At 55.4% G+C, this 12,210-nt stretch carries 8 protein-coding genes; 3 read left to right on the top strand and 5 right to left on the bottom strand.

All coding sequences use genetic code 11. The features are described 5' to 3' along the window. Nucleotides 1-148 precede the first annotated feature (148 nt). The 4 genes from proY to phoB all read right to left on the bottom strand — a co-directional run bounded on the left by proY (nt 149) and on the right by phoB (nt 5,376). The gene (gene proY, locus NA986_RS11110) at nt 149-1,519 is read right to left on the bottom strand and encodes a proline-specific permease ProY (RefSeq protein WP_001555879.1); all 1,371 of its coding nucleotides are present in this window, start codon (nt 1,517-1,519) and stop codon (nt 149-151) included. 74 nt (nt 1,520-1,593) lie between these two features. Continuing rightward, complete coding sequence (gene brnQ / locus NA986_RS11105) at nt 1,594-2,913, bottom strand: branched-chain amino acid transporter carrier protein BrnQ (RefSeq protein WP_000149625.1); 1,320 nt, start codon at nt 2,911-2,913, stop codon at nt 1,594-1,596. A 408-nt stretch (nt 2,914-3,321) separates the two neighbouring features. Further along, a complete protein-coding gene (phoR, locus tag NA986_RS11100) occupies nt 3,322-4,617 on the bottom strand; it encodes a phosphate regulon sensor histidine kinase PhoR (RefSeq protein WP_079940867.1) in 1,296 nt (431 codons plus the stop codon). A gap of 69 nt (nt 4,618-4,686) precedes the next feature. Continuing rightward, nucleotides 4,687-5,376, bottom strand: coding sequence for a phosphate response regulator transcription factor PhoB (phoB, locus tag NA986_RS11095; RefSeq protein ID WP_000113918.1), 690 nt, complete (start codon nt 5,374-5,376; stop codon nt 4,687-4,689). Between the two features lie 214 nt (nt 5,377-5,590). Here phoB and sbcD point away from each other — a divergent pair, with 214 nt between their 5' ends. The 3 genes from sbcD to araJ all read left to right on the top strand — a co-directional run bounded on the left by sbcD (nt 5,591) and on the right by araJ (nt 11,274). Beyond that, nucleotides 5,591-6,793, top strand: coding sequence for an exonuclease subunit SbcD (sbcD, locus tag NA986_RS11090; RefSeq protein ID WP_023215789.1), 1,203 nt, complete (start codon nt 5,591-5,593; stop codon nt 6,791-6,793). Beyond that, the gene (gene sbcC / locus NA986_RS11085; RefSeq protein ID WP_023215790.1) at nt 6,790-9,930 is read left to right on the top strand and encodes an exonuclease subunit SbcC; all 3,141 of its coding nucleotides are present in this window, start codon (nt 6,790-6,792) and stop codon (nt 9,928-9,930) included. The genes sbcD and sbcC overlap by 4 nt, the downstream gene beginning before the upstream one ends. A 171-nt stretch (nt 9,931-10,101) precedes the next feature. Next, a complete protein-coding gene (gene araJ, locus NA986_RS11080; protein ID WP_000755630.1) occupies nt 10,102-11,274 on the top strand; it encodes an MFS transporter AraJ in 1,173 nt (390 codons plus the stop codon). A 19-nt stretch (nt 11,275-11,293) separates the two neighbouring features. On the opposite strand, the gene mak is transcribed toward araJ, so the two are convergent. Further along, complete coding sequence (gene mak / locus NA986_RS11075; protein ID WP_023215791.1) at nt 11,294-12,202, bottom strand: fructokinase; 909 nt, start codon at nt 12,200-12,202, stop codon at nt 11,294-11,296. Nucleotides 12,203-12,210 lie beyond the last annotated feature (8 nt).

Here is a 12,210-nt window from a genome sequence, read left to right as displayed (position 1 = left end):
TACTGAAAATGGGGCCACCTTGCCACAGAGATTTAAAGGATAACTCATCATCCAGGGGTTTATTAGGGGAGGAGGCTCCAGGAGGAGAAGCGGCTCCGCTTATCCGGTCTACCGTTGCCTGCAGACCGGATAAGGCAGAGAAAAACGACTACGCCTGCGCCAATTGACGGTCGCGACGGCGTTTAAATATCCAGCCAATCAACAGCAGAACTATCCAGGCGAAGCCCACATACAGTGAGATGCGGGTATCCGGATGGTAGCCGATAAGCGCAATAATGAAGACCAGGAAAATCAGACCCGCTATCGTCGTTACGACACCGCCCGGCACCTTAAACTTCAGCGCTTTTACCTCTTCCGGCGGTAAACGACGACGGAAGGCGATTTGCGACAGCAGGATCATAATCCATACCCATACCGTCGCAAACGTCGCCAGCGAGGCAATCACCAGGAAGACGTTTTCCGGCATGATGTAGTTCAGGTAAACCGCAAACAGCAGCGCAATCGTCATCACCAGCACAGTGACCCACGGAATACCACGGCGTGACGTTTTGGCAAAGACTTTCGGCGCGCTCCCCTGCTCCGCCATACCATGCAGCATACGGCCTACACCAAACACATCAGAATTGATAGCGGAAAGCGAGGCGGTCAATACCACAAAGTTCAGAATGCTGGCGGCAAAGGTAATCCCCATATGCTGGAACGTCAGCACAAATGGGCTGCCGTTTGTGCCGACCTGATTCCACGGATAGATAGACATAATGACGAACAGCGTGCCGACATAAAATACCAGGATACGCATCGGTACTGAGTTAATGGCGCGCGGAATGGATTTCTCCGGGTCTTTCGCTTCCCCGGCGGTGATACCGATAATCTCAATCCCGCCATAAGCGAACATCACCATTTGCAGCGACATGATCATTCCCAGCCAGCCATTGCTGAAGAAGCCGCCGTTGCTCCACAGGTTATGAATGCCGGTCGGCTGCCCGCCGTTGCCAATTCCCCACACAATGATGCCGATACCCGCAACAATCATGATAATAATGGTGGCGACTTTGAAGAAGGAGAACCAAAACTCCAGCTCGCCGAACACCTTGACGCTCATCAGGTTGATGGCGCAAATGATCAGCACCACGCTAAGCACCCAAATCCAGTGCGGCACGGCGGGGAACCAGACTCCCATGTAAATGCCGAACGCGGTCACGTCGGCAATGGCGACGATCAAGATCTCAAAACAGTAGGTCCAGCCGGTAATGTAGCCCGCAAGCGGGCCGAGGTTTTCCTGCGCATAGCGCGAAAATGAGCTGGCGGCAGGGTTGTGAACGGACATTTCCCCCAATGCGCGCATAATGATATATGCCGCGACCCCGCCAATAATATAGGCCAACAGCACGCTCGGCCCCGCCATTTTGATGGCGTCCGCCGAGCCGTAAAACAGGCCGGTGCCGATTGCCGAACCTAATGCCATAAAGCGAATGTGCCGGGTGCTCAGCCCACGCTTTAGCTTATTATTGCTTTCCATCAATTTCTGACCTATCAACACAATAAAAAACCACGGGGCGTTAAGCCCCGTGGTGTACACATATGTCAGCGATTTTAGTGAGCGCTGGAGGTCACCTGCCGACCCGCCGCGCGATCCCAGATAATCGCCAGGATCACCATCACCACCGTTGGCATCAACCACGCCAGCCCCTGTTCCGCCAGCGGCAAACGCTGACTCCAGGCTGGCAGCATATCGCCAAAGGCAGATGCTTTGATGCCGTCAAGGATACCAAAAAGCAGACTGATAAACATGGCCGGCGCGATGATACGGGTGGAATTATGCCACCATGAGCGGGTAAAACTTAATACAACCAGTGCGATACACGGCGGATAGATAGCCGTCAGCACCGGAATGGAGATTTGAATCAGATGGCTCAGTCCGAGGTTTGATACCACCATAGAGAAGCCGCCGAGAATAAAGACCAGCGTGCGGTAAGACAGCGGAATATACTGCGCGAAAAACTCAGCGCAGGCGCAGGTCAGCCCCACCGCCGTCACCAGACACGCGATAAAGATCAGCGCCGCCAGCAGGAAGCTTCCCGCGCCGCCAAAGGTATGCTGAACATAGGCATGAAGAATCGCCGCGCCGTTCGCTGACTGATCGACCAGCGTCGCGCTGTCAGAACCTAAGCGGAACAAGGCAAGGTAAAGCAGCGTCAGCCCCACGCCCGCCATCAGGCCGGCCCAGACCGTGTAACGCGTCAACAGGCGCGCTTCGGTCACGCCGCGAGAACGCGCCGCGTTCACAATAACGATACCAAACACCATCGCGCCCAGCGTATCCATCGTCAGATAGCCGTTCACAAATCCGTTAGAAAAGGCCGCATTCTGATAAGCGTCCAGGGCGTTGCTGATTGGACCGGCAGGCCAAACGATAGCCGCGACGGAAAGGATGACCAGCGCAATAATTTTCAACGGCGCCAGGAAATTCCCCACCGTATCCAGCAGCTTACCCGGATAGAGGGAAACCAGAATAACGATAGCGAAATAGACCACGCTGTAAATCAGCAACGGCATTGCAGAATCGCCGGTCAACGGAGCGATACCGACCTCAAACGACACCGTCGCGGTACGCGGCGTCGCAAATAACGGCCCGACGGCCAGATAGCAAACGGTCGCCAGCAGGAGTCCCGCCACTTTACCAATCGGCGTACTGAGGCTGTCTACGCCGCCGCCGACTTTCGCCAGCGCCACAACAGTAAGAACCGGTAGCCCTACGGCGGTAATCAGAAAGCCAATAGCGGCTGTCCAGACGTGTTCACCCGCCTGCAAACCGACCATAGGAGGAAAGATAATGTTGCCTGCGCCAACGAACAGCGCAAATGTCATAAAGCCCAGGGCGATGATATCGCGCGATTTTAACTGATGGGTCATAAAGTCTTACTGCCTGTGGATGGTGATGTTGTAAACATTAAAATTTTTGCCTTTCCCGGAGGATTATAAAGCGGCGTTTTTTATCAATTTCAGCGGGAAAAGCTCCCGGACCGATGCGGCGAAGAATTGTTTTTCGATTTACCGCGCAAATGCAGTCGTAATGACAGCACCTGAAGCGCAATTTAAACGCTTATAACGTTTTAAAGCAAGGTGGGATCTAAAAACCAGATGAATATAGCGATATGAAATTTACAACCAGAATAAAACACCATTCTCATGAAAAAGTTATGGCTAATCATGCGAACAAAAAATCACCAAACGTTGAATGTTTCAACGAGCCCGTCTTAACTGCAAAGAAAATAAGCCAGCATCCGCTGGCTTATGGAAAGTTATACTTACGAAAGGCAATTAATCACTATTTTTGGCAAGTAAACGTTCCGGCAGCACAAAGCTAAATCGCGTTCCTTTGCCAGGCGAACTGTCGATTTCAAGGCGGCTTTCATGGTGATTCAACGCATGTTTCACAATCGCCAATCCCAGGCCGCTGCCGCCCGTTTGCCGCGAACGCGCTTTATCGACGCGGTAGAAGCGTTCGGTCAGACGAGGAATATGCTCGGCAGCAATCCCCGGACCGTTATCTTGAATGCAAAATTCAGCGCCATGCGCGGCACGTCGCCAGCTCACCGTAATATGCGTTCCCGCCGGCGTATGGTTTACCGCGTTATACACCAGGTTTGAGATCGCGCTACGTAGCTGCTCTTCATTGCCCAGAACGCTAAGACTATCGTCGACCTCAAACGTAAAGGTATGTTTCTGCTGGCTGAGCGTCTGCGCTTCACGCTCCACGACCCGCAGCATCATCGGTACATCCACTTTTTCATTTAATAACAGCGCCGGGGCCGCCTCAATTTTAGACAGCGTAAGCAGTTGTTTTACCAGCCCTTCCATACGATACGTTTGCTCGCGCATCGTATGCAGCGCTTTCTCTCGCGTCGCCCCCTCCAGCGCCTGTTCCTGCATCATTTCCAGATAGCCTTGCAATACCGTCAATGGCGTACGCAATTCATGGCTAACGTTGGCGAAAAAGTTACGTCTGGCGCCTTCAAGCTGATGCATTTGCGTCACATCGCGCGCCACCATCAGGAGTTGTTTATCGGTATAAGGCATGACGCGGATCTCCAGGTGCCGCCCGGTATTGAGCACCAAATGAAGCGGACGGGTGAAATCACGCGTTTTTAAATACTGGGTAAACTCCGGATAACGCAGTAGATTGAGAATATTCTGCCCGTTGTCATCCGGCCAGCGTAGCCCCAGTATCTGTTGCGCCAAACCGTTACACCAAAAAATGCCGCCCTCTTCTGTGGTCAGTACCACGGCATCAGGCAGCGACTCCGCGCCGCTGCGAAAACGTTTAATCAGGTTCCCCAGCTCGCGGCGACGCTTCTTATTTCGCAACTGCATCTGGTGTAAACCGTATAACAGCGGTTCCCAGCTTCCCCGTCCCGGCGGCGGCGTCATACTTCTGTCGACCCAAAGCCACCAGGAGAGGCGTAATAAATTCCAGAAATGCCAGGCAAGCAGTCCCGTCACCGCCGCCAGTAAAAACCACGGCAGATAACCAAAAAAAGCGCTAAGGATAAGCGCGGGGATGCAACAGAGCACCAGCTCCAGCACCAGCCTTTTCCATGACAGCCGTTCCAGCACGCGTCATACTCCCTCAAGAATGGAAAGCCTTCTCCGCCAGAAACCTGTGTTCTACTGGCGGAAAAGGCATTAAAAGCGGGTCGAAAAACGATACCCTGTCCCGCGTACCGTTTGCACCATCCGGTCGTGGCCGCTGTGCTCCAGCGCCTTACGCAAACGGCGAATATGCACGTCGACCGTCCGGTCTTCAACGTACACATTGGTGCCCCAGACATGATTGAGTAGCTGCTCGCGACTGTAAACCCGTTCCGGGTGCGTCATAAAGAAATGGAGTAATTTAAATTCGGTCGGCCCCATATCCAGCGGGCTGTCGCCGGTCATCACGCGGTGAGAGCCGGGATCAAGGCTCAGTCCCTGCATCTCGATCACCTCTTCGACCGCCATCGGCGAGATGCGCCGCATAACGGCTTTAATGCGCGCCACCAACTCCTTGGGGGAAAACGGCTTGGTAATGTAATCGTCAGCGCCGGTTTCCAGCCCGCGCACACGATCTTCTTCCTCACCTCTTGCGGTCAGCATAACCACAGGAATATCCCGGGTCAGGGCTTCACGTTTGAGATGTTTAATAAACTGTAACCCTGACCCGCCGGGCAACATCCAGTCAAGAAGGATGAGATCCGGCCAGGGTTCATTAAGTTTATTCACCGCACTGTCATAATCTTCGGCTTCTACGGGCTGAAAGCCATTTTGTTCGAGCACGAAGCACACCATTTCACGGATCGGCGCCTCATCTTCTACGACCAGAATACGTCTCGCCATAATTTGCCCTGTTAGTCGTTAGTTATCAATGCCGCGCCATTATGCGTCAGATTTATGACAGATTTATGAAAAAAAAAGGCGGCATTGACAGCATGTTGATGATTTATGACACCGGTGAAACCGTGCATTACCGTGTACCGGCGGTAAATTGCGCCCAAAAATGGAGGGGATGACGTGTATAATCCCGTTCACGCTTTTTTTGCATGGAACAATTATGCGCATCCTCCACACCTCTGACTGGCATCTGGGACAAAACTTCTACAGTAAAAGCCGCGCCGCGGAGCATCAGGCTTTTCTGGACTGGCTGCTGGAGACCGCGCAGGCCCATCAGGTGGATGCCATTATTGTCGCTGGCGATATTTTTGATACCGGTTCGCCGCCAAGCTATGCCCGAGAACTTTATAACCGTTTCGTCGTTAATTTACAGCAAACGGGCTGTCATCTGGTGGTGCTGGCCGGTAATCATGATTCCGTCGCCACGCTAAACGAATCGCGCGACATTCTGGCGTTTCTCAATACAACCGTGATCGCCAGCGCGGGCTATGCGCCGCGGCTACTTCATCGTCGCGACGGTTCTCCGGGCGCCGTACTGTGCCCCATTCCCTTTTTGCGCCCGCGCGACATTATTACCAGTCAGGCAGGGTTATCCGGCAGCGAGAAACAGCAGCAACTTCTTCATGCGATTGCCGATTATTATCAACAGCAATATCGGGAAGCGTGCCAGCTACGCGGCGAACGAAAGCTGCCGGTTATCGCGACGGGGCATTTAACCACCGTCGGCGCCAGCAAAAGCGATGCGGTTCGCGACATTTATATCGGTACGCTGGATGCCTTTCCGGCGCAGCATTTCCCCCCAGCGGATTATATCGCATTGGGACACATTCACCGCGCGCAATGTGTCGGCGGCACAGAGCATATCCGCTATTGCGGCTCGCCCATCGCCCTCAGCTTTGATGAGTGCGGCAAAAGCAAATGCGTGCATCTGGTGACCTTCGAGCAGGGGAAATGGCAAAGTACCGAAAGTCTGGCTGTCCCCGTGACTCAACCGTTGGCGGTTTTAAAAGGCGACCTGGCGTCAATTACCGAACAGCTTGAGCAGTGGCGCGGCGTTGAGCAATCGCCCCCCGTCTGGCTGGATATTGAAATCACCACCGATGATTATCTGCACGATATCCAGCGCAGAATACAGACGCTAACGGAGTCGCTACCCGTAGAGGTATTACTGGTGCGCCGTAGCCGCGAACAGCGTGAGAGCTCGCTGGCGAACGAGCGGCGGGAAACATTAAGCGAGCTTAGCGTGAAAGAGGTTTTTGCGCGGCGTCTGGCTCTGGAAGCGTTAGATACCCCGCAGCGCGAGCGCCTGAATCAGCTCTTTTCCAGCACGCTCTACGCGTTGAATGAGGAGCACGAGGCATGAAAATTCTCAGTTTGCGTCTGAAAAACCTGAACTCGCTGAAAGGAGAATGGAAGGTCGACTTTACCGCCGAACCGTTTGCCAGTAACGGGTTATTCGCCATTACCGGCCCGACCGGCGCGGGAAAAACCACCTTGCTTGACGCCATCTGCCTGGCGCTGTACCACGAAACGCCGCGCCTGAATACGGTATCGCAGTCGCAAAACGATTTGATGACGCGCGATACGGCGGAATGTCTGGCCGAAGTGGAGTTTGAGGTAAAAGGCGAAGCCTGGCGCGCGTTCTGGAGCCAGAACCGAGCCCGAAATCAGCCCGACGGCAATCTCCAGGCCCCACGCGTGGAGCTGGCGCGGTGTTCAGACGGAAAGATCTTTGCCGATAAGGTAAAGGATAAACTGGAGATGATCGCCACGTTGACCGGGCTGGACTACGGGCGCTTCACCCGTTCGATGTTGTTATCACAGGGGCAGTTCGCCGCCTTTCTTAACGCCAAAGCGAAAGAGCGCGCAGAGCTTCTGGAGGAGCTCACCGGCACTGAGATTTACGGGCAGATCTCCGCACAGGTATTTGAAAAACATAAATCAGCCCGTCTCGAACTGGAAAAGTTACAAGCGCAGGCCAGCGGCGTCGCCCTATTGGCGGACGAACAGTTACAGCAACTGGAAGCCAGTTTGCAGGCGCTTACTGACGAAGAGAAACGCCTGCTGGCCGACCAGCAGGTACAGCAGCAGCACCTTCACTGGCTGACCCGAAAAAACGAGCTCCACACTGAATTACACGCCCGGCAGCAGGCGCTGTACGCGGCGCAAGAGGCGCGAGAAAAAGCGCAGCCGCAGCTCGCGGCGCTGACGCTGGCGCAACCTGCTCGCCAGTTGCGCCCGCACTGGGAGCGCATTCAGGAACAAACCCGCGCCGTTGAGCGTGTTCGCCAGCACAGTGATGAAGTGAATGCTCGCTTACAAAGCGCGTATCGCCTGCGCCAGCGTATCCGCGCCTGCGCGCATCGACAATTCACGCAACTGAACGCCACAGGGCAGCGGTTGAAGACATGGCTGGCGGAACACGACGGCATCCGCGTCTGGCGCAGCGAACTGGCGGGGTGGCGAGCATTATTAACACAACAATCCCACGATCGGGCGCAACTGAGCCAATGGCAACAGCAGTTGCTGAGCGATACGCGTCAGCGTGATGCGCTACCGCCGCTCACGCTCGACCTCACGCCACAGGCGCTGGCGGAAGCCAGAGCATTGCATACCCGGCAGCGTCCGCTACGCCATCGTCTCGCCGCGCTTCAGGGGCAAATTCTCCCGAAACAAAAGCGTCAGGCGCAGCTACAGGCAGCTATCGCGCGTCATCATCAGGAGCAGGCGCAATACACCCAACGTCTGGCGGATAAGCGTCTGAGTTATAAGACTAAAGCGCAGGAGCTTGCGGACGTTCGCACTATTTGCGAGCAGGAGGCGCGCATCAAAGATCTGGAAAGCCAGCGGGCGCACTTACAGCCCGGCCAGCCGTGTCCGCTTTGCGGCTCGACGACGCACCCCGCCATCGCCGCCTATCAGGCGCTGGAACTGAGCGCGAATCAAACCCGCCGCGACGCGCTGGAAAAAGAGGTCAAAACGCTGGCGGAAGAAGGCGCCGCGCTGCGAGGACAGTTAGATGCCTTAACGCAACAATTACAGCGGGATGAAAGCGAGGCGCAGTCGTTGTTGCAGGAGGAGCAAGCGCTTACTGAGGAATGGCAAACGCTGTGCGCTACGCTGGGCGTTCAGCTCCAGCCGCAAGAAGACCTCGCGGGCTGGCTGGCCGCCGCGGAAGAGCATGAGCAACAGTTGGATCAGCTCAGCCAGCGTCATGCTCTACAAACGCAAATCGCGGCGCATACTGAACAGGTAGCGCGCTTTACCGCGCAGATTGCGCAGCGTCAGGCGTCGCTGACGGCTGATTTGGCGCAGTATACGCTTTCCCTTCCAGCGCCAGAAGACGAAGCCTCATGGCTGAATAAGCGCGCTGACGAAGCGAAAATATGGCAACAGCGTCAGACCGAGTTCGCGGATTTGCAAACGCAGATCGACAGGCTTGCCCCGTTGCTGGAAACGCTACCGCAAACGGATACCGCGGATTCCGACGACGACGTGCCGCTGGATAACTGGCGGCAGGCGCATGATGAGTGCGTGTCATTACAAAGCCAGTTGCAAACCCTGCAGGAACAGACGACGCAGGAGCAGCAGCGCGCCGCCGAGGCGATAGCGCACTTTGATGCGGCGTTAAAAAATAGCCCGTTTGACAGCCAGGCAACGTTCCTGGCGGCGTTGCTGGATGAAGAGACCGTGACCCGTCTGGAAAAACAACAACAAACGCTGGAAAGTCAGCTACAACAAGCGAAGGCGTTAAGCGCGCAGTCCGCGCAGGCGCTGGCTGACCATCAGCAACAGCCGCCCGCCGGTCTGGACCCAACGTGTACGGCGGAGCAGCTCGCGCAGCGGCTGGCGCAGTTGGCGCAACAACTGCGCGAGAACACGACACGCCAGGGGGAAATCCGCCAGCAAATTAAACAGGATGCAGATAATCGGCAGCGCCAACGCGCGCTGATGGCGGAAATGAAGCAAGCCTCTCAGCAAGTGGAAGACTGGGGCTATCTCAATGCGCTGATCGGCTCTAAAGAAGGTGATAAGTTCCGCAAATTCGCCCAGGGACTGACGCTGGATAATCTGGTCTGGCTGGCGAATCATCAGCTCACCCGCCTGCATGGCCGCTATTTATTGCAGCGCAAAGCCAGCGACGCGCTGGAACTGGAGGTTGTCGATACCTGGCAGGCCGACGCCGTGCGCGATACGCGAACGTTATCAGGCGGCGAAAGTTTCCTGGTCAGCCTGGCGCTGGCGCTGGCGTTATCAGATTTGGTCAGCCATAAAACGCGCATTGATTCTTTGTTCCTCGACGAAGGCTTCGGCACGCTTGATAGCGAAACGCTGGACGCCGCGCTGGATGCGCTCGACGCGCTGAATGCCAGCGGGAAGACCATCGGTGTGATTAGCCATGTGGAAGCCATGAAAGAACGTATCCCCGTGCAGATAAAAGTGAAAAAAATCAATGGACTTGGTTATAGCAAACTGGACAAAGCGTTTGCTGTGGAGTAACGCGAGGTCATCCTGCGCACAGCATACTGTCATGACATAGCATAATAATGAATACACAAAGACGGATAAGGAATGGTATTACCTCGCGCTTATCCGCAAGCTATACGTTGATTGGCTGTGACAATTCAGAGCCACAGCGCGCAACATGCGCCTTTATTTTCGGCAGGTAGTATGAAAAAAGTTATTTTTTCTTTGGCGCTGGGTACGTTCGGACTGGGGATGGCCGAGTTTGGCATTATGGGCGTGCTGACGGAGCTGGCACGCGATGTCGGGATAACGATTCCCGCCGCCGGGCATATGATCTCGTTTTACGCCTTCGGCGTCGTGCTGGGCGCGCCTGTTATGGCGCTCTTTTCCAGCCGCTTTTCGCTTAAACATATACTGCTGTTTCTGGTCACGCTGTGCGTGATGGGCAATGCCATATTTACCTTTTCCTCGTCATATCTGATGCTCGCCGTCGGCAGACTGGTTTCCGGCTTTCCGCACGGCGCCTTTTTTGGCGTCGGCGCCATTGTCCTGTCAAAGATTATCCGCCCCGGGAAAGTCACCGCCGCCGTCGCGGGTATGGTTTCAGGAATGACGGTGGCGAATCTGGTGGGCATTCCGGTCGGCACTTACCTGAGCCAGGAATTTAGCTGGCGCTACACCTTTTTATTGATCGCGGTTTTCAACATCGCTGTGCTCACCGCAATTTTCTTCTGGGTGCCGGATATCCGTGACAAAGCCCAAGGCAGTCTGCGCGAGCAGTTCCACTTCTTGCGTAGTCCTGCGCCGTGGCTCATTTTCGCCGCCACGATGTTCGGCAATGCGGGCGTTTTTGCCTGGTTCAGCTATATCAAGCCATTTATGATGTACATCTCCGGTTTTTCGGAGACGAGCATGACGTTTATTATGATGCTGGTCGGGCTGGGGATGGTGTTAGGCAATCTGTTAAGCGGCAAACTCTCCGGCAGATATACGCCGCTGCGCATCGCGGTAGTGACTGACCTCGTTATCGTGCTCTCTCTCATGGCGCTCTTTTTCTTCAGCGGATACAAAACGGCATCGCTGACTTTCGCGTTTATCTGCTGCGCTGGTCTGTTTGCGCTCTCTGCGCCGCTGCAAATCCTGCTGCTGCAAAACGCCAAAGGCGGCGAACTGCTGGGCGCGGCGGGAGGGCAAATCGCCTTTAATCTCGGTAGCGCGATTGGCGCCTGGTGCGGCGGGCTGATGCTGACGCTAGGTTTTGCGTACCACTACGTGGCGCTTCCCGCCGCCCTGCTCTCGTTTTCCGCCATGTCGTCGTTGCTGGTATACGGACGTCTAAAACACAAGCAGCCATCGGTCACGCCGGTTGCCGGATGACGCCATCCGGCTAAAAACGTTACGCCAGCGGCCACAGCCAGGCCGCGCCGCGCACGCCGCTTGAATCGCCATGCCGCGCCTTACATACCGGCGTCTCGCACTCGCCGCCAAAAACAAACGATTTCATCAGCGACGGAACCGTCTTGTACAGGCGCTCAACATTGCTCATTCCGCCGCCCAGCACAATGACATCCGGATCCAGAATATTCACGACATGAGATAATGCTTTCGCCAGCCGTAGCTCATAACGGCTTAACGCCAGTTCCGCCACGGCGTCCTGCACGTCGACCAGACGAATAATCTCATCGCCTTTTAGCGCTTTACCGCTCAAACGCTGGTAATCCGTGGCAAATCCCGTACCGGAAATAAAGGTTTCGATACAGCCTTGTTTACCGCAATAACAGGGAATTTCTTCGCGGTAACGCAACTCATCGTCATCCATCCACGGCAACGGATTGTGACCCCATTCACCTGCCGTACCGTTGCCGCCGATGTGCGCCCGGCCATTTAGCGCTACGCCCGCGCCGCACCCGGTACCGATAATCACCGCAAATACCGTTTGCGCCCCCGCCGCCGCGCCATCTACCGCTTCCGATACCGCCAGACAATTGGCATCGTTGGCTAACCGCACTTCACGCTTCAGACGACGGCTCACATCGCTATCGAACGGCTGGCCGTTAAGCCACGTAGAGTTAGCGTTTTTTACCACGCCGGTGTAAGGCGAGAGAGAACCGGGAATGCCAATGCCAACGCTACCGGTCTGGCCGGTCGCCTGTTCCGCCATGTCGACCAGCGTAGCGATGGTTTCTATCGTTTGCTGATAATCCTCCCGCGGCGTAGGCAGACGATGGCGAAACCGCTGCTCTCCTGCATCATCAAGCGCAATGACTTCCGTTTTTGTGCCGCCTAAATCGATACCAATACGCACATACCGCT

Origin of the sequence: Salmonella sp. NW177 (genome assembly GCF_051811585.1) — a bacterium.
In the GTDB taxonomy this organism is placed as follows: Bacteria; Pseudomonadota; Gammaproteobacteria; order Enterobacterales; family Enterobacteriaceae; genus Salmonella; species Salmonella enterica.
This window is presented reverse-complemented; position numbering and strand designations above follow the sequence as displayed.

Excerpts from the sequence above, each read along its gene's own strand:
- proY (WP_001555879.1), bottom strand. The coding sequence starts at position 1,519 with ATGGAAAGCAATAATAAGCTAAAGCGTGGGCTGAGCACCCGGCACATT.
- phoB (WP_000113918.1), bottom strand. The coding sequence starts at position 5,376 with ATGGCGAGACGTATTCTGGTCGTAGAAGATGAGGCGCCGATCCGTGAA.
- sbcD (WP_023215789.1), top strand. The coding sequence starts at position 5,591 with ATGCGCATCCTCCACACCTCTGACTGGCATCTGGGACAAAACTTCTAC.
- araJ (WP_000755630.1), top strand. The coding sequence starts at position 10,102 with ATGAAAAAAGTTATTTTTTCTTTGGCGCTGGGTACGTTCGGACTGGGG.
- sbcC (WP_023215790.1), top strand. The coding sequence starts at position 6,790 with ATGAAAATTCTCAGTTTGCGTCTGAAAAACCTGAACTCGCTGAAAGGA.
- brnQ (WP_000149625.1), bottom strand. The coding sequence starts at position 2,913 with ATGACCCATCAGTTAAAATCGCGCGATATCATCGCCCTGGGCTTTATG.